The 23,263-nt window shown below is 73.5% G+C and carries 24 protein-coding genes; 11 read left to right on the top strand and 13 right to left on the bottom strand.

Annotation, left to right across the window (positions count from 1 at the left end):
* Nucleotides 1-2: 2 nt before the first annotated feature.
* Both ACWKZU_RS02445 and ACWKZU_RS02440 read left to right on the top strand, forming a co-directional pair.
* Nucleotides 3-848, top strand: a complete 846-nt coding sequence (locus ACWKZU_RS02445) for an SDR family NAD(P)-dependent oxidoreductase (RefSeq protein WP_449280803.1) — start codon at nt 3-5, stop codon at nt 846-848.
* A gap of 136 nt (nt 849-984) precedes the next feature.
* On the top strand, nt 985-1,446 hold the full coding sequence (locus ACWKZU_RS02440) for a DUF1801 domain-containing protein (protein ID WP_449280802.1): 462 nt from the start codon (nt 985-987) through the stop codon (nt 1,444-1,446).
* A gap of 423 nt (nt 1,447-1,869) precedes the next feature.
* Here the strand turns inward: ACWKZU_RS02440 and ACWKZU_RS02435 are convergent, their stop codons facing one another.
* The 5 genes from ACWKZU_RS02435 to glsA form a co-directional block, all read right to left on the bottom strand.
* Nucleotides 1,870-3,501: an alpha/beta hydrolase gene (locus tag ACWKZU_RS02435; RefSeq protein ID WP_449280801.1), complete on the bottom strand. Its 1,632-nt coding sequence runs from the start codon at nt 3,499-3,501 to the stop codon at nt 1,870-1,872.
* Between the two features lie 114 nt (nt 3,502-3,615).
* Entirely contained in the window at nt 3,616-4,293 is a 678-nt protein-coding gene (locus tag ACWKZU_RS02430; RefSeq protein ID WP_449280800.1) for a M15 family metallopeptidase, read from the bottom strand.
* Between the two features lie 244 nt (nt 4,294-4,537).
* Nucleotides 4,538-4,912, bottom strand: a complete 375-nt coding sequence (locus ACWKZU_RS02425; protein WP_449280799.1) for an META domain-containing protein — start codon at nt 4,910-4,912, stop codon at nt 4,538-4,540.
* 95 nt (nt 4,913-5,007) lie between these two features.
* The gene (locus ACWKZU_RS02420; protein ID WP_449280798.1) at nt 5,008-6,651 is read right to left on the bottom strand and encodes an MFS transporter; all 1,644 of its coding nucleotides are present in this window, start codon (nt 6,649-6,651) and stop codon (nt 5,008-5,010) included.
* Nucleotides 6,644-7,666: a glutaminase A gene (gene glsA / locus ACWKZU_RS02415; protein WP_449280797.1), complete on the bottom strand. Its 1,023-nt coding sequence runs from the start codon at nt 7,664-7,666 to the stop codon at nt 6,644-6,646. The genes ACWKZU_RS02420 and glsA overlap by 8 nt, the downstream gene beginning before the upstream one ends.
* Before the next feature lie 169 nt (nt 7,667-7,835).
* Here glsA and ACWKZU_RS02410 point away from each other — a divergent pair, with 169 nt between their 5' ends.
* From ACWKZU_RS02410 to ACWKZU_RS02395, 4 genes are read left to right on the top strand one after another with little or no spacing between them, the layout of a single operon-like run.
* The gene (locus ACWKZU_RS02410) at nt 7,836-8,513 is read left to right on the top strand and encodes a response regulator transcription factor (protein ID WP_449280796.1); all 678 of its coding nucleotides are present in this window, start codon (nt 7,836-7,838) and stop codon (nt 8,511-8,513) included.
* Entirely contained in the window at nt 8,506-9,270 is a 765-nt protein-coding gene (locus ACWKZU_RS02405; RefSeq protein WP_449280795.1) for a sensor histidine kinase, read from the top strand. The genes ACWKZU_RS02410 and ACWKZU_RS02405 overlap by 8 nt, the downstream gene beginning before the upstream one ends.
* The gene (locus ACWKZU_RS02400) at nt 9,267-9,668 is read left to right on the top strand and encodes a sensor histidine kinase (RefSeq protein ID WP_449280794.1); all 402 of its coding nucleotides are present in this window, start codon (nt 9,267-9,269) and stop codon (nt 9,666-9,668) included. Before ACWKZU_RS02405 ends, ACWKZU_RS02400 begins: the two co-directional genes overlap by 4 nt.
* Entirely contained in the window at nt 9,668-10,255 is a 588-nt protein-coding gene (locus ACWKZU_RS02395; protein WP_449280793.1) for a VanZ family protein, read from the top strand. The genes ACWKZU_RS02400 and ACWKZU_RS02395 overlap by 1 nt, the downstream gene beginning before the upstream one ends.
* A 78-nt stretch (nt 10,256-10,333) precedes the next feature.
* Here the strand turns inward: ACWKZU_RS02395 and ACWKZU_RS02390 are convergent, their stop codons facing one another.
* Entirely contained in the window at nt 10,334-11,014 is a 681-nt protein-coding gene (locus ACWKZU_RS02390; protein WP_449280792.1) for an esterase/lipase family protein, read from the bottom strand.
* A 119-nt stretch (nt 11,015-11,133) separates the two neighbouring features.
* Here ACWKZU_RS02390 and ACWKZU_RS02385 point away from each other — a divergent pair, with 119 nt between their 5' ends.
* On the top strand, nt 11,134-11,565 hold the full coding sequence (locus ACWKZU_RS02385) for a GNAT family N-acetyltransferase (protein WP_449280791.1): 432 nt from the start codon (nt 11,134-11,136) through the stop codon (nt 11,563-11,565).
* Here the strand turns inward: ACWKZU_RS02385 and ACWKZU_RS02380 are convergent.
* The 3 genes from ACWKZU_RS02380 to ACWKZU_RS02370 all read right to left on the bottom strand — a co-directional run bounded on the left by ACWKZU_RS02380 (nt 11,547) and on the right by ACWKZU_RS02370 (nt 15,449).
* Nucleotides 11,547-13,193, bottom strand: a complete 1,647-nt coding sequence (locus tag ACWKZU_RS02380; RefSeq protein WP_449280790.1) for an NAD-dependent epimerase/dehydratase family protein — start codon at nt 13,191-13,193, stop codon at nt 11,547-11,549. The genes ACWKZU_RS02385 and ACWKZU_RS02380 overlap by 19 nt on opposite strands.
* Before the next feature lie 61 nt (nt 13,194-13,254).
* A complete protein-coding gene (locus tag ACWKZU_RS02375) occupies nt 13,255-14,181 on the bottom strand; it encodes an SDR family oxidoreductase (protein ID WP_449280789.1) in 927 nt (308 codons plus the stop codon).
* Nucleotides 14,182-14,270: 89 nt separating this feature from the next.
* Nucleotides 14,271-15,449 (bottom strand): zinc-dependent alcohol dehydrogenase, encoded by a 1,179-nt coding sequence (locus ACWKZU_RS02370; RefSeq protein WP_449280788.1) that lies wholly within the window; start codon nt 15,447-15,449, stop codon nt 14,271-14,273.
* A 154-nt stretch (nt 15,450-15,603) separates the two neighbouring features.
* Here ACWKZU_RS02370 and ACWKZU_RS02365 point away from each other — a divergent pair, with 154 nt between their 5' ends.
* Entirely contained in the window at nt 15,604-16,659 is a 1,056-nt protein-coding gene (locus ACWKZU_RS02365; RefSeq protein WP_449280787.1) for an FUSC family protein, read from the top strand.
* A 130-nt stretch (nt 16,660-16,789) separates the two neighbouring features.
* The gene (locus tag ACWKZU_RS02360; RefSeq protein ID WP_449280786.1) at nt 16,790-17,275 is read left to right on the top strand and encodes a YciE/YciF ferroxidase family protein; all 486 of its coding nucleotides are present in this window, start codon (nt 16,790-16,792) and stop codon (nt 17,273-17,275) included.
* A 37-nt stretch (nt 17,276-17,312) separates the two neighbouring features.
* On the opposite strand, the gene ACWKZU_RS02355 is transcribed toward ACWKZU_RS02360, so the two are convergent.
* The 3 genes from ACWKZU_RS02355 to ACWKZU_RS02345 are packed head-to-tail and all read right to left on the bottom strand — an operon-like array spanning nt 17,313 to nt 20,493.
* On the bottom strand, nt 17,313-18,512 hold the full coding sequence (locus ACWKZU_RS02355) for an FAD-dependent oxidoreductase (RefSeq protein ID WP_449280785.1): 1,200 nt from the start codon (nt 18,510-18,512) through the stop codon (nt 17,313-17,315).
* Nucleotides 18,509-19,246: a methyltransferase domain-containing protein gene (locus tag ACWKZU_RS02350; RefSeq protein WP_449280784.1), complete on the bottom strand. Its 738-nt coding sequence runs from the start codon at nt 19,244-19,246 to the stop codon at nt 18,509-18,511. Before ACWKZU_RS02350 ends, ACWKZU_RS02355 begins: the two co-directional genes overlap by 4 nt.
* Before the next feature lie 14 nt (nt 19,247-19,260).
* On the bottom strand, nt 19,261-20,493 hold the full coding sequence (locus ACWKZU_RS02345; protein ID WP_449280783.1) for a type III polyketide synthase: 1,233 nt from the start codon (nt 20,491-20,493) through the stop codon (nt 19,261-19,263).
* Nucleotides 20,494-20,727: 234 nt separating this feature from the next.
* Between ACWKZU_RS02345 and ACWKZU_RS02340 the strand changes: the two genes are divergently transcribed.
* Both ACWKZU_RS02340 and ACWKZU_RS02335 read left to right on the top strand, forming a co-directional pair.
* On the top strand, nt 20,728-21,144 hold the full coding sequence (locus tag ACWKZU_RS02340; protein ID WP_449280782.1) for a DUF4383 domain-containing protein: 417 nt from the start codon (nt 20,728-20,730) through the stop codon (nt 21,142-21,144).
* 13 nt (nt 21,145-21,157) lie between these two features.
* Complete coding sequence (locus tag ACWKZU_RS02335; protein WP_449280781.1) at nt 21,158-21,676, top strand: hypothetical protein; 519 nt, start codon at nt 21,158-21,160, stop codon at nt 21,674-21,676.
* 66 nt (nt 21,677-21,742) lie between these two features.
* On the opposite strand, the gene ACWKZU_RS02330 is transcribed toward ACWKZU_RS02335, so the two are convergent.
* Nucleotides 21,743-23,206 (bottom strand): CoA transferase, encoded by a 1,464-nt coding sequence (locus ACWKZU_RS02330; RefSeq protein WP_449280780.1) that lies wholly within the window; start codon nt 23,204-23,206, stop codon nt 21,743-21,745.
* Nucleotides 23,207-23,263 lie beyond the last annotated feature (57 nt).

The raw sequence follows: 23,263 nt of genomic DNA, 5'->3' as shown, positions 1-23,263 counted from the left end.
GCATGGCACCGAAGCCCCGCCTCAACACCGTCATCCCCGGCTCCACGGTGCTCATCACCGGGGCCGCCCGCGGCATGGGGGAGCTGTACGCGCGCCGCGCCGCGAAGGAGGGCGCGGCCGCCATCGCGCTGTGGGACGTCGACGAGGATCGCGCCTCCGCGCTCGCCGCCGAGCTCGATGGGCCGCGCACCCGCGTGCGCGCCTTCGCCGTCGACGTCTCGGATCGCGAGGCGGTGCAGGCGGCGGCGAAGCGCACGGTCGACGAGCTCGGAGATCCCGACATCCTCATCAACAACGCCGGCATCGTGCGCGGTGCCCTCTTCTGGGAGCACGATCCCGAGCGCGACATCGAGCTCACCATGCGCATCAATACGCTCGCACCCATGTGGCTCGCCCGCGAGGTGCTTCCCGCCATGATGGCCGACCCCTCGCGGCCGAAGCGGATCCTCAACATCGCCTCGGCCGCGGGCACGCTCGCCAACCCGCGCATGAGCGTCTACGCCGCCTCGAAGTGGGCGATGATCGGCTGGAGCGACTCGCTGCGTCTCGAGCTGGCCCGCGATGGGCACGGCCACGTCGCGGTCACCACCTTCTGCCCCAGCTACATCTCCACGGGCATGTTCGAGGGCGCCCGCGGCCCGCTGCTCACCCCGATCATGACGCCCGCGCGCGCGGCCCGCGCCGCCTGGGAGGGCATGATCGCGGGCAGGCCCATCGTCTCGAAGCCGTGGACGGTGAAGCTCGCGATGGCGCTGCGCGGGATCCTCCCCACGCGGGCCTGGGACGCGATCGCGGATCGGGTCTTCCACGTGTACTCGTCGATGGATCGCTTCACCGGGCGAGGGTAGTCACCGGCCCAACCGCCCCGCGAGCGAAGCGATCAGGAATCGAGAAGCGGGGCCGTGCGCGGCCCCGCTAGCGTGACAGGCACCACCCGCCAGACACCGACGCCCCCATGACCGGGCCACCGAAAGGGAATCGAGCATGACGAAGCAGGACGCAGCAGGCGGGTTCTCCGCGCAGGAACGCGCGGCGATGAAGGAGCGCGCCGCCGAGCTGAAGGCCGAGGCGAAGCGCGCGAAGAGCGCCGAGAAGGCTGCCGCAGAGGAGGCAGAACTGCTCGCGAAGATCGCGCAGATGCCCGACGGTGACCGCGAGCTGGCCGAGCGCGTGCACGAGATCGTCACGACCGCGGCCCCGGATCTCGCGCCCAAGCTGTACTACGGGCAGCCCGGCTATGCGCGGGGCGGCAAGCCGGTGGTGTTCTTCCGCAGCGGGCAGATGGACAAGGAGCGCTACTCGACCTTCGGCGTCAGCGCGCTGGCCGCGCTCGACGACACGAGCGGATTCTGGCCGACCTCCTACGCGCTCATCGACCCGACCGAGCAGGCCTGGGAGCAGCTCGCGGAGGTCGTGCGGCGGGCGGCGGCGGAGAGCGCGGAGTGACGCCGGGAGGCCCTGTACCCGTGTCGAGCTGCGAGAGCGGCTTCCGACCGGTTTTCGGGCTGGTAAAGACTCCCCGGTCCGAAGCCTGGCGTAGAGCGCTTCGCAGCGCCGGCGGGCGAGCACGATCAGGGCCCGGTGCCGGCGTGTAAGCGCCATCGAGTGGCGGATAACGCGGCTGTTTCGGGGAGAACAGCCGCGTTATCCGCCACTCGCCGAAGTGAGCTGCCGAAGCGCGGGCAGATTCGGGAGGGCGAGCGCTCTGCTCGTGAGGCGGCCAGAGCTCAGTCGGGCGCGGATCCTGGGGCTTGCGATTCCGACGCTTCGCCTCGAGCTCGTTTCGAGCTCGCCTCGAGCCCGCCTCGAGCCCGCCTCGTTCAGCACGACACTCGCTTCGACCGCCCAGCGGAGCACAGGCCCGAGCGGCTACTCGTAGGCGGGGTCGATCGGGTCGGCGTAGGCCTCGAGGATCGCCTGCACCCGCGCGAGCGCGGCGGCGTCGAGACCGTCGTCGTCGGTGACGCTCGCCCACCCGGTGAGTACGAGATCCCCGTAGTTGTGGCCGTGCCGAGCCGGCACCGACTCGCCCATGAACATGTCCACGACCAGCTGCACCGCCGTGATGCCGGGCATCCAGCGCATGTCGGGGCTCACGTCATCGGCACGCTGCTCCTCGTCGAGCCAGTCGGGGGCGGCCCAGATCAGCTCCGGTCCCAGCCAGGTCACGGGATCCGTGGCGTGCTGCAGATAGAGCACCCGTGGATCGCGCCACGGCGCGTCGATGAGCCGCTCGTCGCCCTCACGCGACATCCAGCGCACCTCGCGCCCGCCGTCGAGCACCGGACGCCAGGCCGGCGACCCCGCGTCGCGCGACGCCTGCAGCCGACGCCACAGCTCGGAGCCGTTCGGGCTGCCCACGAGCAGCGCGCCGTCGGTGCGGGCGCGCAGATCATCGAGGCCCGAGAAGGCGGCCTGCGTGCCGTGCGCGCCGAGGCTCAGCCCGTAGGCGGCGAGCTTCGGGCGCTCGTCCTCCGGCAGCTGCGACCACCGCTCGTGCACCGCGTCGAACAGCGCCGTCGCCGACTCCACCGGGGCGTCCGGATCGAACACGAACGACACCCAGCTCGGCGTGTAGGCGTACTGCATCGACGCGATCGCCGTGTCGCCCCCGTGCAGGTACTCGAACGCGTCGACCGTCTGCGGCTCCAGCCAGCCCGAACCCGTCGTCGTCGCGACCGCCAGCCACTCGCGCTCGAACGCGCCCGTGCGCTCGAGCTCGGCGACGACGAGCTCGGCCCGCGAAGCCGCGTCGGGGGCCGAGGCGAGGCCCGCGTAGACGCGGATCGGGTCGAGCGCCGGAGCCCCCGTCGCCTCCTCGATGTCGGCGGCGGTCGGGCCGCCGCCGACGAACAGGGAGCCGTGGCGGCCGAGATCCTGCCACCTGACCCCGGATCCCTCGCCCGCGGAGCGGAAGGCGGAGCCCGGCTCCCGGGCGTCGCCGGCGGGAGCGGTGTTCCGCGCCGCGTACGTGCGATCGACCGCGAGCATGCCGAGCGAGCCGACGGCGACCACGGCGACGAGCACCGCCGCCGCCGTGGCGAGGGCGGCCGGCAGCGCGGAGATCCGCGCGCGGATGCGACGGTGCAGGCTCCGGCAGCCCTTGCCGATCACGAGCAGCAGCGCCGCCGTCACCGCGAAGCCGAGCAGGAACCTCCACGGGTCGACCGCGTCGATCGGCGGCATCTCCACGGCTGCCCGCACCCCGTTCTGCCAGCCCAGCACCGCGAAGCCGAGGGGCACCGCGGCGACCGCCAGGGCGACGCCGACGCACCACCACACGATCCGCGCCGCGCGTGCGCTGGGCGCGGGCGTGAACACGCGCAGCACGAGCGCCGTGAGCAGCACGCCCACGAGGTAGCCGAGCGCGAAGGAGATCCCGCCGATCGCACCCTGGAGGAGCGCGGGGCGCGGGAGCAGCGAGGGCGTCAGTGAGAGCACCGTGCAGACGACGCCGACGACCACCCCGCCCGGCGCGAGGCGCCACCAGTGTCTGTTCACAGCACTACGATACGGGGTCGGGGAAGCCGGGCACGACGCCGAGACGGCCCGCGGCCGGACGGAGCGCCGTCTGCTCGGCCGCCGGTCCGCGGTACCGGTTCACGGCTCCGGCGCTCACTCCCGCATCCGCGGATCCTCGGTCGGGTCGGCGTACATGGCCGGGCAGCCGGCCGCCGGGGCCTCCGGGCGCAGCTCGAAGTGCCAGGGTTCGTTGCCGTAGGTCTGGCAGAGACCGTACGCGGCGCCGTGCACCGAGAGCCACTCGGCCGCGTCGGCCCCGCCGATGTCGACCGCATCGCCCGAGACGTGCGCGGAGGTCTCGGCCGTGGCCACCCACCGCGCGGCCTCCTCCTCGGAGCCGTACACGGAGATCGCGTCGAGCAGCAGCCGGTCCTGGTACGCGGGGGAGCGCCAGCCGCTGTTGACGACGAACTCGATCCCCGCCGCCGACGCCTCTTCGGCCGCCGCGCGCAGCGCCGCGAGCAGCTCGGGATCGAGCCCGGCGATGCCGGGGTGATCGTCGAACACGCTCGCGCCCTCGGGAAGCGTCCCGTCCGCAGCCGACGCATCGCCGTCGACGGCGGGCGCGGCCCCGTCGCCCCCGAGCCCGGCCTCGCCCGGTGCGGGCAGCCCGCGATCCCGATCGGCACCCGCCTCGGCCGCGGCCCGCGTCGACGACTCCGACTGCGCGAGGACGATGCCGACGGTGAGCGTGGTGATGGCGATCAGTCCGAACGCGGCGAGGGCGAGGGCTCTGCGGCGCGGCTCATGAGGTGCGGTGGTGGGAGGCATGCCGCCAGTCAACGCGGTGCCGTGTTGCCGACGCGTTGCCGCTTTCGCATACGCCGACGATATGCCGGCATCGCTGAGCGCCGTGGAGCCTCGGCCGTGTGGATCCTGCGACTCGCACCGGTGCGGCGGCGCCACCGCGGAACGCGCGGAAAGCCGGTGCGTCCCGCTTGAGCATTCCGTGCACGCAGGAGGACGGGGTGGTCGCAAGCGCACGCAGGATGAGGCCCGAACGCCCGCCCCGCGCCTACTGCTTCGGCAGCGATCCGATCACGTCGCCGTTCTCGTCGCTGATCTGCAGCGCGTCGTCGACTACCGCGCCGGTGCCGAGCCCCTGCAGCCAGGTGTCGACGCCTTCGCACGCCATGAGCGTGCTCGCGGCCACCCCGAAGTCGATCGTGTCGCCGTCGAAGGTGGCCGTGCCGGTCAGGCGGTTGCAGCCGTCGGTGCCCGAGAAGGCGCCGTCCTGCTCGATGGTCAGCGAGGGCGCGGTCTCGGTGCCCGTGTCGCCCCAGGTGCCGACGAACGCGTCGGAGCTGCTGCCGGCGCAGCCGGTGGTGGCGAGCACGAGGGCGGCGGCGCCGAGGAGCGCCGCGGTGAGGAGAGAGCGTGAGCGGTGCATGGCCGGGGTCCTTTCGGCGGGGCGGATCTCGGGGGAGCTCGTCGACGCGGAACGGATCGGGCCGGCGCCGGCCGCACGGCTCGGGATCGGCGCGCTCACTCGGCCGATCCGACCGCGTCGGCGGGGATCTCGTCGGGCCGGTACTTCGGCAGTCGCGAGGCGGGCAGCGCGGCGAGCGCGCTGATGCCCGCGAGCAGCAGGAAGCCGAGCTTGAGCGTGCGCAGGCGCTGCTCCTCGTTGAGGGCGACGGCCGCCTCCACCTGCGCCGAGTCGGCGGTGGTGCCCGCGAGCACCGTGCGCAGATCGTCGTTGCTGATGAAGTTCGCGTTGTCGAGATCGACCTGCTCCACGAGCTCCGGCGGCAGCTCCGGGTGCTCCGCCACGGCACTGCCGATCCCGAGGCCCAGCGTGGTCACCAGCACCGCGCCCATCACCGCGGTGCCGACGGCCGAGGCGAGGTTCTGGGTGGTGCCGCGGATCGACCCCACGTCGCCCGCCAGCCGCTTCGGGGCGGCGGTGACCAGCACGTTGAACACGAGCGTCACGAGTGCGCCCTGCCCGATCCCGAACACGATGAGGCCGAGGATCGTGGGCAGCGTCTCCCAGTTGTTGTTGACCACGAAGGCCAGCCACACGAGCGCGGCAGTGGTGAGCCCGAACGCGAACAGGGCGATCGTGCGCGGCGCGTAGCGCTTGTAGAAGCGCACGATGAGCGTCGCGGTGACGAACACCGTGAGGTTGAACGGCATCATCGCCAGCGAGGTGTCGAACGGGGTGCGGCCCTGCACGATCTGGATGTAGGTGGGCACGGTGAAGTTCACGGCCGCCTCCATCGCCACGATGATGAACATCGCGTAGACGGCGGCGCGCTCCGTCGGCTCCTTCAGCACGCTCAGGTCGACGAGCGGCACCTTGCCCTGCGCCATCCGCCGGTTCGTCCACATGAAGAAGGACTGCCCCAGGATGAGGCCGAGCACCACGAACACCGGGGCGGGGGAGAGACCGAGGATCTCGAAGGGCGCTCCCGGCTCGGCGAACAGGATGCCCCAGCCGTTGAGATTGTTGAACCCGAGCGTCAGCAGCACGATCCCGGCGCCGATGAGCAGCGACGCGACCAGGTCGATCTTGATGCCGGGGTTGCCGCGATCGGAGCGCAGTCGGAAGCTGAAGAGGAACACGAGCACCGCGAGGCCGAGCGTGATCCCGAACACCGGCCGCCAGCCCACGAGAGTGCCGAGCGTGCCGCCGATGAGGAACGCGCTGACCCCCGAGAAGGCGCGCGCCGAGCCGAGGGAGCCGACCGCCGTGGCCTGCTGGTCGCCGCGGTAGTTCTCGGCGATGAGCGCGACGAGCGCCGGCACGATGATCGCCGCCGAGGCCCCCGCCAGCACCTGTCCCGTGATGGCCCAGCCGATCGTGGGCGACAGGATCATCATCAGCGAGGATCCCGCGAACACGACGACCACGATCCGGAAGATGAGCACCCATCCCACGCGCTGCCCCAGCTTCGCGCCGGTCATCACGAGGGCGGCGACGGCGATGCCGTACACCACGATGGTGGTGCTGGCGACCGTCGGCGGCACGCCGAAGTCCTCGACCATGCCGCCGAGCGAGATGGGCAGCGCCGCGACGTTGAACGACATCAGCACCTGCGCGAGGAAGAGGCCCACCATCGGGGCCCAGGACCGCCTCTGCGCCGGATCCTGCGCGGCGCGGGCGGGGGCGGACTGCTCAGACATGCGATTCCTCCGATTCGGACGCGCCCCCGCGAACGGAGGCGAACAGATTCAGGCCGAGCGAGCGCGAGAGATGGGCGCACGCCCGCTGGCCGCGCACGCTGTTGCCCGCGGCGTCGAGGCGGGGCGAGTAGGCGCCGACGGCGCCCTTGCCGGGCGAGACGGCGACGATCCCGCCCGAGACCCCCGACTTGGCGGGCAGCCCGATCTCGAAGAGCCACTCGCCCGAGCGCTCGTACATGCCGCACGAGGCGAGCACCGTGAGCGTGTCGCGGCACACCTCCGCGGAGACCACCTGCTCGCCGGTCACCGGGTTGACGCCGCCGTCGGCGAGCGTCGCGCCCATCACGGCCAGGTCGTGCGCCGTCACCGAGAGCGCGCACTGCCGGGTGTAGACGTCGACGGTCTCGAGCGCGTCGGGATCGAGCCGTCCGTAGCTCTGCAGCAGCTTGCCGATCGCGCGGTTGCGGTGATTGGTCTCGGCCTCCGAGCGGTAGACGACCTCGTCGAGCGCCAGCTCGCGGCCGGCGAAGCGAGACAGCCCGTGCCGCACCCGGGCCCAGCGCTCCTCGGACGAGGCCGCGGGCACCAGCGCGGTGGTGGCGATCGCCCCCGCGTTCACCATCGGGTTCATCGGGCTGCCGCCGTTCAGCTCCATCGCGATCAGCGAGTTGAAGGCGAGGCCGGTGTTGTTGACGCCCACGCGCTCGTGCACCGCCTCGTGCCCCAGCTCGTCGCAGACCAGCGCGAACACGAAGGCCTTCGAGATCGACTGGATCGAGAAGGTGATGCCCACGTCTCCCGCCTCGTGCAGCGAGCCGTCGACGCCCGCGACGGACAGCCCGAAACGGCGCGCGTCGGCCGCCGCGAGCACCGGGATGTAGTCGGCCACCTCGCCGTCGTCCAGGCCGGCGTAGCGCTCGTGCGCCTCGGCCACCAGCTCGGCGACGCGGGATCGCGGGGGCAGCGCCCCGGTCGATGCCCGCTGCTCGATGTCCAGTGCGTCGTGCTCGAACAAGCCGACCCCCTCCGCTCGGAGTGCCCCCAACAGCCCTCACGGTACACTCGCACGGTCCCGGGCGGGAAGAGGCAATGCTGTTTCCCGCGGCGGCCTCGATTCCCGGCGGGGCCGTGCGCCCGCCGATCGCATATGCCGACGATATGCCGCGGCTCGTAGCATGGGGGACATGCGCGTACTGGTGGTGGAGGACGAGCCCTACATGGCGGAGGCCATCCGCGACGGGCTGCGCCTCGAGGCGATCGCGGCCGACGTCGCGGGCGACGGCGACGCCGCCCTCGAACTGCTGAGCATCAACGACTACGACATCGCCGTGCTCGACCGCGATATCCCGGGCCCCTCGGGCGACGAGGTCGCGGCCGTCATCGTCGGATCGGGCAGCGGGATCCCGATCCTCATGCTCACCGCGGCGGACCGCCTCGATGACAAGGCCTCCGGGTTCGAGCTGGGCGCCGACGACTACCTCACCAAGCCGTTCGAGCTGCGGGAGCTCGTGCTGCGGCTGCGCGCCCTGGATCGCCGTCGCGCGCACAGCCGCCCGCCCGTGCGCGAGATCGCGGGGCTGCGGCTCGACCCCTTCCGCCGCGAGGTCTACCGGGACGGCCGCTACGTGGCCCTCACCCGCAAGCAGTTCGCGGTGCTCGAGGTGCTCGTGGCGGCGGAGGGCGGGGTGATCAGCGCCGAGGAACTGCTCGAGAAGGCGTGGGACGAGAACGCCGACCCCTTCACCAACGCCGTGCGCATCACGGTCTCGGCCCTGCGCAAGCGGCTCGGCGAGCCCTGGGCGATCGCCACGGTGCCGGGCGTCGGCTACCGCATCGACACCGGATCGGACGGCGATGGATAGGCGGCGCGGGCTGAGCGCACGGCTGAAGCTCACGCTGAGCTACGCCGGGTTCCTGATGCTGGCGGGCGGGCTGCTGCTCGCGGTGGTGTGGGTGTTCCTCCTGCGGTACGTCCCCGCCGAGGCGGCTGCCGGCCCGGGGCCGTTCTTCCCCGGCCGCTACGACCTCGTGCGCGCCTTCGTGCCGGCGGCGAGCTGGGCGCTGGCCTTCCTGCTGGCCTTCGGCCTGCTGGGCGGATGGATCCTGGCGGGCCGCATGCTGGCGCCCCTGCAGCGGATCACCGCCGCCACGCGCGCTGCGGCGAGCGGCTCGCTGTCGCACCGCATCCGGCTGGAGGGGCGGCGCGACGAGTTCCGCGAGCTCGCCGACGGCTTCGACGCGATGCTGGCGCAGCTCGAGGCGCACCTGGCCGAGCAGCAGCGCTTCGCGGCCAACGCCTCCCACGAGCTGCGCACCCCGCTCGCCGTCACCCAGACGCTGCTCGACGTCGCTGAGCGGGATCCGGAGCACGACCACCGCGAGCTGCTCGCGCGCCTGCGCTCCGTCAACACGCGGGCGATCGAACTCACCGAGGCGCTGCTGCTGCTCAGCCGCGCCGACCGGCGGTCCTTCGCGCGGGATCTCGCGTCGACCTGTCGCTCCTCGCCGAGGAGGCGGCGGAGACGCTGCTGCCCCTCGCGGAGAAGCACGACGTCGTCCTCGAGGTCTCGGGGGAGGTCGCGCCCGCCCTGGGCTCGCCCGCGCTGCTGCTGCAGATGATCACGAACCTGATGCACAACGCCGTCGTGCACAACCTCGCCGCGGGCGGCTCCGTGCGCGTGCGCACCTCGGCCGGCTCCGACGAGGTCGTGCTGACCGTCGAGAACACCGGCGAGCCCGTCGGCGCGGAGCTGGCGTCGACGCTCGTCGAGCCGTTCCAGCGCGGCACGCAGCGCATCCGCGGCGACCACGCCGGGGTCGGCCTGGGGCTCGCGATCGTGCAGAGCATCGTGCGCGCGCACGATGGAGCGCTCACGATCGACGCGAGGCCGGAGGGCGGGCTCCGCGTCACGGCGGAGCTGCCGCGATCCGTCTCTTCCGGGGCCGGGACGGGCGCGGCGCAGGCCGGGTCCGGCCCGGCGCGGGAGCCGCTCGGGGACGCGGGGAGGGGGAGCTGATGCCGGTCGCGGAACCCGGGGCGGCTGCGGACCGCCGTGCCGCTGCGCGCGGCCGCGCGCTGCTCGTCGCGCTGTTCGCCGTCTATCTCGCACTGCTCGCCTGGATCGTGCTGTGGAAGCTCGAGGTGCCGCACATCGGGATCGCGGGGGTGCGCCAGCTCAAGCTCGTCCCGTTCGCGGCCGGTGGCGGGTTCGGCTCGAACGCGCCGCTCGAGATCGCCGCGAACATCGCGCTGTTCCTCCCCTTCGGCCTGTACCTCGGCCTCCTCGCCCCCGCCTGGTCGTGGGTGCGGGTCGCGGCGGTGCTGCTGGGCGCGAGCCTCGCGCTCGAGTCCGCCCAGTTCCTCCTGGCCATCGGGGTCTCCGACACCACCGACCTCATCGTCAACACCGCCGGGGGCCTCGTCGGGTTCGGGCTGGTCCGCCTCGCGCTCCGGAGCCTCCGGGAGGCCGCGCCCGAGGTCATGATCCGGATCTGCGCGGTGGGCACGGGGCTCGCGCTGATCGCGAGCGTGCTGTTCTTCCTGTCGCCGCTGCACTACTCGCAGCGGGACGTCATCGTCGCCGACGTCGAGATCGCACGGTGAGGCCCGGATCCCGCGGTCGGCGCAGGCGCCGTCGGCGTCGCTCGGTTCCGCAGGCCGGTGCGGCCGAGCGGGACCTCGTCACGGCCGCGGATCGTCATCGCCGATCCCGCGCACCACGGCGATCGTGCGCGGGTGGGCGAGGATGCGGAAGTGGCCGCCGGTGTCGACGACCACGTTCGTCGCGCCGGGGAGTTCGCTCCCCTCGGGGATGTGCGGATCGAAGCGGGCGAAGACCGAGACGATGCGCGTGTTGGCCTCGCGCGCCTCGGCGAGGCGCTGCAGCGTGGCGTCGCGGGGCGAGAACGAGCGCAGGGCCGGGCTCAGCAGGAAGCGCGCGTAGCGCGAGCCGCCGAAGGGCGCCGCGATCGCGACCATCGCGCGGATGCGATGCGCCTCCCCGGCGAACGACATGACGTGCTTGCCGATCAATCCGCCCTTGCTGTGCGCGACGACGATCACGTCCTCGAGGTCCTGCTGTGCCAGGTAGTCCTCCACGAGGCGCGCGCCCGTCGCGACCGGAACGCGATTGCTCCGGAGCGGATCGATCACGTGCACCGGGTGACCCCGGCCGTGCAGGTCGATGATCAGGGGCAGCATGAACCGCCACGATTCGTACACTCCCGGGATGACGAGGATCGGCACCCCGTTCCCGCCCAGGAAGTCGCCCGGATCGGCGCGCGTCGCGAGGGCGCGCACCTGCCACCAGCCGGCGTACGCGTAGTCGGCGACCCACCAGGCCGCCTTCCGCAGCTTGCTCATCGTCCGGCCATGATCTCATGCGCGGCCGGGTTACCATGGGTGGCACAGCGACGGCGATCGCGGGCCGCGGAAGGAGAGCGCATGCGCACCGACTCGAGGCCGGAGGGGGCGTCCGCGTCGTGAGCGGGAGGATCCTCGACCGGGTGGCCACTCCCGAGGAGCACGCCGCGCTCGCCGCGGCCGTGGGGTGGCAGTCGCACTTCGACGACCGGGTCAGGGCCGCCTCGCTCGAGGCGTCGCTCGCGGGGGTGGTCTGCGTCGTCGACGGCGAGGCCGTCGGCATGGCGCGCGCGGTCGGCGACGGGCTGCAGTACGCCTACGTGCAGGACGTGATCGTGCATCCGGATCACGACGGCGGGGGGATCGCCACGGCCCTCGTCGAGCGCCTGATCGAGCTGCTGCGACCCGCGCCGGGGGCGGAGCTCTTCGTGGGCCTCTTCGCCAGCGACGAGGCGGTCGGCGTCTACGAGTCCCTCGGCTTCACGCGCGGGGGCGCGATCGGGATGCACCGGCGTCTCTCCGCGGGCGGCGCTCACCCCTCCCCGCCCTGATCGCCGGCGATCTCCCGATCCTCCCGGAAGGCCCGCCGGCGCAGGTACTCGTGCACCTCGTCGAGCACGCCCGCCTGGGCGCGGGCCCGGCGGGCGAGATCCTCGAAGACCCCCGGATCGAGCCCCAGCTCCTCCGCGTGCTCCCGCAGCACCTGCCACACGCCCAGCTTGCCCCTCACCGCGCTGCGCATCAGCTCCGTCTCGAGCACCAGGGTGAGCGGCGACCGCGAGAACAGCCGGCCGTTGCTCTTGAGCCGCCCGGCGTGCTCGGCGGCCCACGAGACGGCCTGCCGGTACGGTCGCTGCCGCAGGTCGAGGTCGTGGATGAGCTGCCGCAGGAAGGCGCGCTCGAGCCGGATCTCCTCCGCCAGCTCCGACAGCCGTGCGTAGACCGGCGTGTCGATCGCCTCGTCCGCCATGCGCGCGATCCGGCCCGCTCCGGCGGTGGCGCCGGTCAGGTGGTCGGAGAGGTAGAGGCCCAGCAGATCCCGGGAGATCCCCTCCTCGGGCGCCGCGGCGCCGTGCGCCGGGTGACCCGCGTCGGCGTCGCTGTCGGCCCGCCCGCGGGCCGCGGGGAGCCGCCCGTCGTCGGGATCCCGCGGGCGCAGGGGCACGGAGGCCGTGCCCCGTCCGTCCGCCATGCCGCGCAGGAGGCGGCGCAGCGCCTCGGCAGCGGTGACGCGGGGGCGCCAGTCGAGCTCGCTCGCGGCCCGCGCGTTGTCCATCATCGGCACCGCCCTCGCCAGGTCGAGCCAGCCCTCGTCGGCCGCGACGAGCCCCGCCCGGTGCCCGCCGAGCAGGAACGCGCGAACCAGACGCGCGGGCAGCTCCACGAACCGGCCGTGATCGATGATGTCGGCGAGGTCCTGCGGCGCGAGCACGTCGTCCGCGCAGATGTTGAAGGCGCCGGGCGCACGCGCGACGACCGCGGCGGCGAAGGCCCGGCCGAGGTCGTCGGCGTGCACGGCCTGCACCCCGCGCAGCCCCTTCGGCACGGGCAGCACGGGCGGCCTCATCGAGCCGAGGGCCCGCACCGGCATCCAGCCGCCGAGGAAGGAGCGCTGGATCTCGGAGCCGGCATCGGCCTGGAAGATCAGCGCGGGCCGCAGGCGTGTGACGACGACCTCCGGGTGGGCGGTCCCGAACTCGTCGAGCACCCGCTCCTGGGCGGCCTTGTCGACGCTGTAGTGCGAGGTCGCGACGCCCCCCGTCGCCCAGGTCTCGTCCCGTCGCATCTGCGCGGGGTCGGGGGAGTAGGCGCCCACGGACGAGGCGACGACGAGGTGCGGCACGCCCGCAGCGGCCGCCGCGCGCGCCACCCGGGCGGTGCCCTCGACGTTCACGCGGCGCAGGAGCTCGCGCCGGGAGTTCGGCTGGATGAGCCAGGCCAGGTGGATCACGGCGTCGGCGCCCGCGAAGGCATCCCTGAGCAGGGCTCCGGCCTCCTCCTCGGAGGTGGCCGCGGCGATGTCGATCGACGCCCACTCGCAGCCGGAGTACGGGGCGGCTCCGGTATCGGGCATGCGCCTCGCGATGCCCAGCACGGAGTGCACCTCCGGGGTGTCCGCGAGCGCCCGGAGCACGGCGGTACCGGCGTTCCCGGTGGCTCCCACGACTACGACTCGCATGGTTTCTCCTTCCGTCGGGAGCGGCGGCGGGCGCCCTCTCCGGCCCCAGCGGTGTCCCGGATCATGGCGAGGGGGTCCCGCCGTTGACGTTGAGCGTCTCGCCGATCACATAGCTCGACTCGGGCGAGGTGAGGAACACGAACGCCGGGGCGAGCTCCGTGGGCTGCCCGGCCCGGCCGATCGGGGTGTTCTTGCCGAAGTCGGGCAGGGCGTCTTTGGGCTGCCCGTCCGAGACCTGCAGCGGCGTCCAGATCGGTCCCGGCGCCACGGCGTTGACGCGAATGCCGCGAGGTGCGAGCAACTGGCCCAGACCCTTCGTGAAGTTGTTGATCGCGGCCTTGGTCGACGCGTAGTCGAGCAGGTGGGAGGAGGGCTTGTACGCCTGGATCGAGGTCGTGTTCACGATCGTCGACCCGGCAGGCAGGTGCGGCAGCGCGGCGCGGGAGATCCGGTAGATCGCGTGGATGTTGGTGTCGAAGGTCGCGGTCCACTGCTCGTCCGGCAGGTCTGCGACGTCCTCCACCGCGATCTGCCGGCCGGCGTTGTTCACCAAGGCGTCGAGACCGCCGAGGGACTCCGCCGCCTGCTCGACGAGCCGCTCGCAGAAGTCGCGATCCGAGATGTCGCCCGGCAGCAGCACGGCCCGCCGGCCCGCGTCCTCGATGAACGACTTGATCTCCTGGGCGTCCTCCTCCTCGGCGGGGAGGTAGGACAGGGCGACATCGGCGCCCTCGCGGGCGAACGCGATCGCCACGGCGGCGCCGATCCCCGAGTCGGCCCCGGTGATCAGCGCCCTGCGGCCCTCGAGCCGTCCTGTGCCGCGGTAGGAGTGCTGGCCGCGGTCGGTCTGCGGCACGAGCTCCTGATCGAGGCCGGGCTCGGGTTGGTGCTGCACCGGCGGCGAGATCACGGGGAACCTCGTCACGGGGTTCTGGAACGTCAGCTGATCGGTGTGCTCTGACACTGCGGTGCCTCCTTCGGTCTTCATGGTGATGCCCCCACTCTCGTACGCGGAGCGGGGCGTGTCGACGGGGTTGCGCCCGGGGCCCCAGACCGTACTCGGGCCCTGTGCGCCGGTCACGACGAGGGATCCAGCACGACCTTGATGCAGCCGTCCGCCTTCTGCTGGAACATCTCGTACGCCCGCGGCGCCTCCTCGAGCGGCACGCGGTGCGTTACGAGGTCCTCGGTGCCGAGCGGATCGACCGGGTCCTCGACGAGCGGTAGGAGGTCGTCGATCCACGACTTCACATTGCACTGGCCCATGCGCAGCTGGATCTGCTTGTCGAAGAGCATGAGCATCGGCATGGGGCTCGCCTGGCCCCCGTAGACGCCGCTCAGCGAGACCGTGCCGCCTCGGCGCACGAGGTCGATCGAGGCGTGGAGCGCCGCCAGGCGGTCGACCCCGCCCGTCTCCATCAGCTTGCGGCCGACGGCGTCGGGCAGCAGCCCGACGGCCTGGTGCGCGAACCGTGCGAAGGGCGAGCCGTGCGCTTCCATGCCGACCGCATCGACCACGGCGTCGGGCCCGCGGCCGGCGGTCGCGTCGCGGATCTCGTCGTTGACGTCGTCGTGCAGGTCGAAGACCCGCACCCCATACCGAGCGGCGAGCGCCCGCCGCTCGGGGACGGGGTCCACGGCGTACACCTCGGCTCCCAGGTGCGCGCCGATGCGCGCGGCGAACTGGCCGACGGGTCCCAGCCCGTAGACCGCGAGCGTGTCGCCCCGACCCACGCCGGCGTACTGCACGCCCTGCCACGCGGTGGGCAGGATGTCGCTCAGGAAGAGGTAGCGGTGATCGGGCAGGTCGGCACCCACGCGGATCGGGTTGAAGTTCGAGAACGGGACGCGCAGGTACTCAGCCTGACCGCCCGGCACCGAACCGTACAGGCGCGAGTAGCCGTACAGGGCGGCTCCGGATCCGTACTCCCGCACCTGTGTCGTCTCGCACTGCGTCGTCAGTCCGCGCGAGCACATCCAGCAGCTGCCGCAGGAGATCGTGAAGGGCACGACCACCCGGTCTCCCACCGCGAGATCCGACCCCGCCCCCGTCTCGACCACCCGGCCCATGGGCTCGTGCCCGATCACGTCGCCCGCGTCCATGAACGGGGTGAGCACCTCGTAGAGGTGCAGATCGGAGCCGCAGATGGCGGTCGAGGTCACCTCGATGATGACGTCGTCGGGATGCTGCAGCGTCGGATCCGGAACGGTCTCGACGCTGACGCTCCTCTTGCCTTGCCAGGTCAGTGCGCGCATGTCGTCTCCTCTCGACGGGGCGAACACGTCCGGCCATCCTGTTCCGGGCGGAAGCGGGCGGCAAGGGCCTGGATTCGTGAGCGCCCATGGCGTAGCCTCACCCCCTGTGCACGAACGGAGGAGCGGCGATGAGCATGGACCCGGGGGAAGCGTGATGCTGAGAGCGGCGCCGCTGCGGAGCGCGGCGAAGCGGTGGGGGAGGCAGCTGAGCCGGCTCTCGCGGCTCGTGCTCGCCGCGAAGACCGCCGTGGCCGCCGCGCTCGCCTGGTACCTCGCCCCGTTCGTGCCCTTCGCCGAGTCGGAGTACTCCTACTACGCTCCGCTCGGCGTGCTCGTGAGCATGTACACGACGGTGCTCGATTCGGTGCGCGCCGGCGTGCAGGCCCTGGTCGGGCTGGCCGTGGGGATCGCACTCGGGCTGGGCGCGCTGAGCCTCGTGGTCGCGGGTGCCCCCTCGATCGCGGCGGTCGCGCTCGTCGTTGCCGTCGGGGTGGCGCTGGGGGGTCTCCACGTGCTCGGCGCCGGCCGGGACTGGATCCCCATCGCCGGTCTGCTCGTGCTCCTGCTGAGCGGGCGGGAGGGCGGGGAGTTCTCGCTCTCCTACCTGGTGACCATGGGGTTCGGCGTGGTCGTGGGGATCATCGTGCAGTGGGTCGCCATGCCGCCCCTCTACTTCGGGGAGGCCCGGGGGCGACTCGCGGATCTGCGGGGTGTGCTCTCCGCCTGTCTCGACGAGGCGGAGGAGCTGGTGCGCGGCCGGCAGCACGACGAGAGCCGGCTGCGGGGTGCCGTGGACGCGCTGGTGGTCACGCTGGGAGAGGTCACCGAGGAGATCCGGGAGGCCCGCCGCAGCGAGCGCGCGAATCCGCGTGCGCGCCGTCGCCACGGAGAGCGGGAGACGATCGACGAGCAGCTCAGGGCGCTCGACCGCGCGGCGTTCTTCGTCCGCGCACTGTCCGAACTCGTCGTCGCGGTGGAGAGTCCCGGCCCGCTGTGCGAGGCGCTCGGCGATGCGATCGGACGGTGCCGCGCGGTCGTCGCCGGCGTAGCGGGCCGGGACGCCCGCCAGCGGGCGCTGGACGAGGCGAGGGGCGCCCTCGAGCGGTACTTCCGCGCGCTGGAGGAGGACGCTCGCCGCTCGCCCGCCTCGCTGGCGGACGCAGTGGCGAGCGGCGCCTGCCTGAGGTGCATCGTCGATGCCCTCGCGTGAACGTCCCTCGGAAGGCCGGGCGTCGCCCGGGTGCCTCATAGCGGTGCGGGAGACCGGGCGCAAGCCCCCTGCGGAGCGACGCGGCGCGTTCCTACAATCGCCGTAGCCGTCAGGCGGAAGGAGAACCACCATGTCGCAGACCACACTCGAATCGCCCACCGATCTGCTCCGCTTCCAGCTGCGCACCACGATGACGATGGAGGAGGACTCGCTCGCCGCGCTCGGCGAGCTCACCGAGGCCGCTCCGTCGAAGGACATCCAGAAGCTCTTCCGCCACCACGCGGACGAGACGCGCGAGCAGATCGAGAATCTGCGCAAGGTCTTCGGCGCGCTCGGGTTCCCGGAGTCGACGGCCGGCTCGCCCGCGACCAAGGGGATCTCGAAGCAGGCGGAGTCGCTCATCGCGCGTTCCGCTCCCGAGCTGCGGGATCAGGTCGCCCTCTCCTGCGCGCTCGGCAACGAGCACTACGAGATCTCCGTCTACCAGACCCTGATCACCGCAGCCGGGTCGCAGGGAGCCGCCGACGCGGTCGAGCTGCTCCAGGACAACCTGGATCAGGAGACGCACACGAGCGAGGAGCTGCTCAGCCGGCTGCGGGAGCTGGTCGCGTCCTGAGACCGGTCCCGGCATCGCCGGCCTGGCCCCACCCGGATCAGAGAACGGTGCGGCCTCGGGGGGCGTCGCGGTCGAAGCCCATGGCGTAGGCCCGGGCCGCGATCCGGGTGACCGGGCCCGCGGCGACGGTTCCGATCGCGGCGCCCAGCGCGGCGCGGGCGCTCGGCGAGCGGGCGCGGCCGAGCGCCGTGTTGAGGCCGGCGAGGCGGGCGGCGGTGCGCGCGGACGCCAGCCGGCGCCGCTCCCACCGCTCCAGCTCCCGGTCGGGCTCGGGGTCGCCCTCGCGCCGCCGCAGCCACCGCGCCAGGAGCGGGGCGAGCGTCACCGCGTCGAGCAGACCGAGATTCATGCCCTGCCCGCCGATCGGGCTCACCTCGTGCGCCGCGTCGCCGATCGCGAGGACGCGCCCGGCGCGCAGGCGGCGCAGCAGCGCGCGCCGGATCCCGAACGCCGTCGCCGACTCCACCCGCGCTGCGAGCCCGGCCTCTCCACTGCGCTCGGCGACCGCCCGGCGGAGGCGGTCCGCGCGGTGCTCGGAGGTATGCGCGGTCTCCGTCTCGGGACCGCCGCCGTCCCAGGCGACGAGCCGCCGGCCGCCGCCCGGCAGCGGGAACGACTCCAGCACGCCGGCCTCGTCGAGCGTCACGATCGCCGTGTCGGCGGGCGCCCCGGGGGCGTCGGCGAGATCCGCCATGAGATAGCGGTCGGCGTAGTCGCGTGCGCGCACCCCGAAGCGGGGCAGCACGAGACCGCGCCCCGCTGCGCCCGCGGACACCACGACCGTACGCGCGCGCAGCTCGACCTCCTCGGCGCCGATCCGGGCGTGCAGGATCGCGCGGCCGGGTTCGTCGAGGATACGCAGCACCTCGGTGCCGCGCGTCGGCTCGGGCCCGCCCGCCCCCACGGCCGCCTCGGTCACGGCCTGCGGCACCGCCGCGACGAACGGGAAGGCGCCGCCCAGCCGGTCGAAGCGCACCTCGCCGATGGTGCGTCCCCCCGAGCGCGCGATCCCGCGCGGAATGCGAGCCGCCCCGGCGAGGAGGCGCTCGGCCGCCCCCGAGGGTGCGAGCGCCGCGAGCACGGGCGGGTGCACGCCGATCGCACGGCTGCCGGCCTCGGCGAGCTCGCGACGCTCGAGGAGCAGCGCGTCGACGCCCAGACGCGCGAGTCCGGCGGCCAGGCAGAGCCCCGTCGGCCCCGCCCCGACCACGACGACGTCGTGCACCTCGCCGCTCACGCCGGAGCCCTCCCGCGAAGCGGGCCGGGAGGCTCCTCGGAGGGCGTCGGCCGGTGGACCGCGAGCAGCCGGAACGCCGTCGGCTGCTCCGCCCGCCAGCCGCCGGGCAGCCGGTCGTCGAGCTCCTCGCGGGTGTAGCTGCGGCGGATGCTGCGCAGTCCGTCGACCCGCAGGAAGGTGCCCGGTGCGAGCGGCGCGGCGCCCACTGCGAACGCCGCGTAGGCGAGTCGGCTGCGGGCGATGTCCGAGTGCACGCAGACCCGGGTCGCGAGCGCCTCCGAGTCGGCGAGCACCGTCTCCAGCGAGGCCGCGTCGAGGTGATGGAGCAGGTGGTTCGAGACGACCGCGTCGAAGCGCTCGCCCTCCCGCGCGAGCTCGTCGCTGCGGGCTCGGCGGAAGGAGATGCCGTCGACGCGCGCGCCGCCCCGCGCCACCTCGCAGGCGCGGGGATCCGGGTCGATGCCGACCCCCTCCACCGCGATGCCGTCGCGTCTCGCGAGCCGCACCAGCCGGCGCAGCACGTCGCCGCCGCCGCACCCCACGTCGAGGATGCGGGCGGTCCCATCGGCGCGCGCGAGAGCCGGGCGCAGGTGGGTCCGATAGACACGGCCCCAGCGGGAGACGGCTCCGTTCACCGCCCAGAAGCGCTGCAGCGTGCGGCGCAGGCGCACCGGATCGCAGTCCGGATCGTCCATCAGCTCCGCGAGCCGCTCATCCCGGGCGGAGAGCGTCACCCATGCCCCCTCCCTCATACCCGAGCGGCGGCTCCGACCGGTTCCGCCGCCCCGGCCGTCGGCTCGGTTCCGGCAGTGGGCTCGGTCCCGGCCGATGCCGCCGCAGCCGGTTCGGTTCCGGCCGTCACGACCGCTCCGGCCGGGATCCGGTCGCCCGCACGCAGCGAGAGGCGGGCCGTCTCGACGGTGAGCCCCGGCCCGAAGCAGAGCCCCGCGATCCGCGCGCCGTCGCCGAGCGACTCGTCCGCCAGGATCCGCTGCAGGATGAAGAGGATCGTCGCGCTCGACATGTTGCCGAAGTCGCGCAGCACGGTGCGCGAGTGCGCCATCGCCTCATCCGACAGCTCGACGCCGCCCTGCACACGATCGAGCACGCTCCGCCCGCCGGGATGCACCGCCCACGCGTCCACGTCGCTGCGCGGATCCGCGCCCTGCAGCATGCCCTCGACCACACCGGCGATCTCGCGTCCGATGATGCGCGGCACCTCGGCGGTGAGCCGCATCTCGAAGCCTCGATCGCCGATGGTCCAGTCCATGTCGCTCTCGCCCTCGGCCGTGATCGCCGTCGAGAAGTCGACCGCCTCCAGCGCCGCCCGGCCCCCGCGCGGTTCCGCGGAGGAGACGATCGCGGCGCCGGCTCCGTCGCCGAACACCGCGGAGGCCACGATCTGCTCGGGGTCGCGGGAGGAGCGGATGTGCAGCGAGCAGAGCTCGGCGCAGGCGACGAGCACCACCGCCCCGGGCTGGGCGTCGCTGATCGCGGTCGCCGTGCGCAGGGCGGGGAAGGCTGCGGCGCAGCCCATGAAGCCGATGTGCGTGCGCTCGGCCGTGGTCTGGATGCCGAGCTGCCTCACCAGCAGGTAGTCGGGGCCCGGGGCGAAGAACCCCGTGCACGAGGCCGTGACCACGTGGGTGACCTCGCTCGCGTCGAAGCCGGACCGCTCGAGCGCGTCGCGGGCGGCGGCCGCATACAGCGGCGGAGCCTCCCTGCGGTAGATGAGGTTGCGCTCGCCGGTGCTGGGTGCGCTCAGCACTGCGCCGTCCTCCGAGAACAGGGTCTCGCTGGAGCCGATCTCGCCGATCACCGAGTACCGGTTGTCGATGGCCGACTGGTCGAAGGCCGCGCCGATGAGGCGGGCGGTGAGCCGGTCGATGCCGGGCTGCGCCGCGAAGAAGTCGCGGGTCTTCGGCTGCGCGAGCCGGGCGGGGGGCACGGCGGTGCCGATGGAGAGGATCTTCGTTGACATGTCCCCATGTAACCCGATACCCGGCCCCGGGCGGGAGGGGCTTGACACGATCGTGATGCGCCGAGCGGTGCGGGCCGGCGTCGGACGAGCCGAATGTAGTGCATGCGCGTGCGCACCGCAAGCGCCTTCCGGCATTCCGCGTCTCAGCCCATGCTGGTCCCAGGCGCGGCCACCGAGGCCTGCCGTCGGCGGCTCCGCCGCCGCGACTGAACGATCGATCGAAGGAGAAGCATCGTGAAGAACTCGGCCAACCGAATCGTCGGAGTGATCTTCGGCGCCGTCTATCTGCTGGTGGGAATCCTGGGCTTCATGGTGACCGGGGGAGTGGGCTTCATCGCGACCGAGGGCGGCCTGCTGCTCGGGGTGTTCGAGGTGAACCCGCTGCACAACATCGTCCATCTGCTCGTCGGCGCCGCGCTGGTCGTGGGCGGTCTCGCGGGCGTGGGCGCGGCGAAGGGGATCAACGGAACCGTGGGGGTGGTGTACCTCCTCGTGGGCGTGATCGGCTTCTTCATCGCCGGCACCGCGGCCAACATCCTCGCGCTCAACACCGCCGACCACATCCTGCACCTCGGCAGCGCGCTCATCCTGCTGGGCGTGAGCCTCGGCGCCGATCGCGACCGCGTGGTGACGGCCCGCCCGGCCGTGTGACGACGGACGCGTCGTGGTGACGTCGAGCTGGTGCGGCTTCGCCGCCCTCGGCTCGGGGCTGATCCTCTGCGCGGTGGCCGCCGGCACCGACCCGCTGCTCGCAGTGCCGCTCGTGGCGCTCGCCGTCCTCGAGCTGCTCTGGGGAGGGATCGCCCTGCGGGTGGGGCGCGTGCCCGCCCCGCGGGCGATGCTCGCGGTCGGGGCCGGCGTCGTCGCCGTGGCGACCGTCCTGCTGTTCACCGGCCTCGTGGGGATCGTGCCGCTGCTCGCGCTGCTCGTGCTGCACTGGACCGCCGCGGTGCTGGCGGTGCTCTCGCTCCGCCGCGGGCGGGACCGCTCTCCGGGGACGGGTCCGCGCGGGCCGGCCGGCGGCGGGGCGGGCGGCCGCGCCTCCCGCCCCGCCGCACTCGTCGTGATCCTCACGGCGCAGGCGATGCTGGTCGCCGCGATCACCACCCCCGCCCTGGCCCACACCGCACCGGGCGAGTCGGCCGTGCCGCACGGCACCCTGCACGAACCCCACGCCCACTAGCGCCCGCGCAGCGGTGCGCCCTCCCGCGCGCTTCACACCCGGTACCGCTTCACACCCGGTACCGCTTCACACCCAGCGCGGCTCGTCGGAGCCCCAGGCGTGCAGGGGCGAGACGTACCGCGAGGGCGCCCCGGGAAACGCCAGCACCGGCGGCGCGCAGGTGACCACCGGGGGCACCGGGCCCGGGCCGTCGCCCGCCTCGAGCGGCACCGGCACCGTCGGCAGCTCGCGCGCGTCGCCGGCTCCGGCGTCCTCCGGCGCGGCGCCGGCCGCCAGCAGGGCGGCGGCGATCCCCGCGAGGCTCAGGCCGATCGCGTAAGAGCCACCGGTGGCGCGCTGGGCGCGCAGCGCCGTGACGATGGACGCGGCGAGGAAGTGCCCCGCGGAGTGATCCAGCGCCTGCACGGGAAGCGCGCCCGGCGTCTCGCCGTCGTCGCGGCTCTCCAGCACCGCGATGCCGGAGGCGGCCTGCACGAGGCTGTCGAATCCCCGCCGTCGCCCCCACGGCCCCTCGGTTCCCCAGGCCGAGAGCTGCGCGACGACCAGTCCGGGGTGCCGGTCGTGCAGCGCCTCCGCGTCCAGGCCGAAGCGCGCCAGCGCGGTCGGGCGGTAGCCGTGCACGACCACGTCCGCGGTGCCGAGCAGGCGCTCGAACTCGAGCCGGTGGGCGCGCTGCCCGAGGTCGAGCAGCGTCGATCGCTTGCCCTGACCCGTGTCGAGGTGCTGCCAGGGTGCCTCGGGCAGCCGCGGCGAGTCGACGCGGAGCACGTCTGCGCCGGCGAGTGCGAGATCCCGCGTCGCCACGGGGCCGGCGATCACCCGGGTGAGGTCGAGCACCCGGATCCCCGCCAGGGGCAGCTCAGCCTCGCCCCGCCACGGGCGCGCGGCCGTGCCGCCGCGCGCGCGGAGGTCGAGCAGCGGCGCATCGGCGACGGCCCGGGCCTGCGGGTGGGAGCCCCACTCGCCGGGATCCCGCACCGCGACGGCCAGCGCATCGGCCTCGGCGGCACGCGCCTCGAGCTCGAACCGGGTCCACCGGGCCAGCGCGGCCTCGACCTCGGCGCGCGGCGCCGAGACCGGCACGCCGATGAGGCGGGCCAGGCGTTCGGCGTGGTGCGGGTAGTTGCCGTGCGCGCGCACCCAGCCGTCGGCCACCCGCCAGAACCCCGAGAGTCCCGCCCAGATCGTCGGGGCCTCGCCGTCGAAGCGGAACACCCGCTCGCTGCCGAACGACGCCTCGATCCGCGGCGACTCCACGCGGATCGCGCTCGCGGGCCCCGCCCCGCCGCCCCGCGCCTCGGCGGCCAGGGCGCAGGCCAGCGACGACAGCGCGACGCTGTCGTGCGCCAGTTCGCCCACGCGGAGCGCCGAGCGCCAGCGCGGCAGTTCTGCGGCGGGTGCGATCCGCGCGATCTCGTCGGGGCCCAGCGCCAGATCGGCCGCCGCACGGCGACCGATCGCGTGCAGCGCGCCCCCGGCCGCCGCCGGGCGGCGGAGCTCGTCGCCGGGGGGTGTCGCCTGGGGTGTCATCGGATCCTCCTGCCGGTCGTGCCTGCGCTGTCCCGTCTCTTCAAGAGTGTCTGCTCG

It is taken from the genome of Leucobacter sp., from assembly GCF_053528595.1.
Note: the sequence above shows the minus strand (reverse complement) of the source record. Positions and strands in the feature narration are given on the sequence as shown.

Bases quoted from the DNA above. Each gene is read 5' to 3' on its own strand.
- ACWKZU_RS02410 (WP_449280796.1), top strand. From the start codon at position 7,836: ATGCGCGTACTGGTGGTGGAGGACGAGCCCTACATGGCGGAGGCCATC.
- ACWKZU_RS02375 (WP_449280789.1), bottom strand. From the start codon at position 14,181: ATGAAGACCGAAGGAGGCACCGCAGTGTCAGAGCACACCGATCAGCTG.
- ACWKZU_RS02445 (WP_449280803.1), top strand. From the start codon at position 3: ATGGCACCGAAGCCCCGCCTCAACACCGTCATCCCCGGCTCCACGGTG.
- ACWKZU_RS02380 (WP_449280790.1), bottom strand. From the start codon at position 13,193: ATGCGAGTCGTAGTCGTGGGAGCCACCGGGAACGCCGGTACCGCCGTG.
- ACWKZU_RS02365 (WP_449280787.1), top strand. From the start codon at position 15,604: ATGCTGAGAGCGGCGCCGCTGCGGAGCGCGGCGAAGCGGTGGGGGAGG.
- ACWKZU_RS02425 (WP_449280799.1), bottom strand. From the start codon at position 4,912: ATGCACCGCTCACGCTCTCTCCTCACCGCGGCGCTCCTCGGCGCCGCC.
- ACWKZU_RS02370 (WP_449280788.1), bottom strand. From the start codon at position 15,449: ATGCGCGCACTGACCTGGCAAGGCAAGAGGAGCGTCAGCGTCGAGACC.
- ACWKZU_RS02430 (WP_449280800.1), bottom strand. From the start codon at position 4,293: ATGCCTCCCACCACCGCACCTCATGAGCCGCGCCGCAGAGCCCTCGCC.
- ACWKZU_RS02440 (WP_449280802.1), top strand. From the start codon at position 985: ATGACGAAGCAGGACGCAGCAGGCGGGTTCTCCGCGCAGGAACGCGCG.
- ACWKZU_RS02400 (WP_449280794.1), top strand. From the start codon at position 9,267: ATGATCACGAACCTGATGCACAACGCCGTCGTGCACAACCTCGCCGCG.
- ACWKZU_RS02360 (WP_449280786.1), top strand. From the start codon at position 16,790: ATGTCGCAGACCACACTCGAATCGCCCACCGATCTGCTCCGCTTCCAG.
- ACWKZU_RS02420 (WP_449280798.1), bottom strand. From the start codon at position 6,651: ATGTCTGAGCAGTCCGCCCCCGCCCGCGCCGCGCAGGATCCGGCGCAG.
- ACWKZU_RS02330 (WP_449280780.1), bottom strand. From the start codon at position 23,206: ATGACACCCCAGGCGACACCCCCCGGCGACGAGCTCCGCCGCCCGGCG.
- ACWKZU_RS02345 (WP_449280783.1), bottom strand. From the start codon at position 20,493: ATGTCAACGAAGATCCTCTCCATCGGCACCGCCGTGCCCCCCGCCCGG.
- ACWKZU_RS02395 (WP_449280793.1), top strand. From the start codon at position 9,668: ATGCCGGTCGCGGAACCCGGGGCGGCTGCGGACCGCCGTGCCGCTGCG.
- ACWKZU_RS02405 (WP_449280795.1), top strand. From the start codon at position 8,506: ATGGATAGGCGGCGCGGGCTGAGCGCACGGCTGAAGCTCACGCTGAGC.
- ACWKZU_RS02390 (WP_449280792.1), bottom strand. From the start codon at position 11,014: ATGAGCAAGCTGCGGAAGGCGGCCTGGTGGGTCGCCGACTACGCGTAC.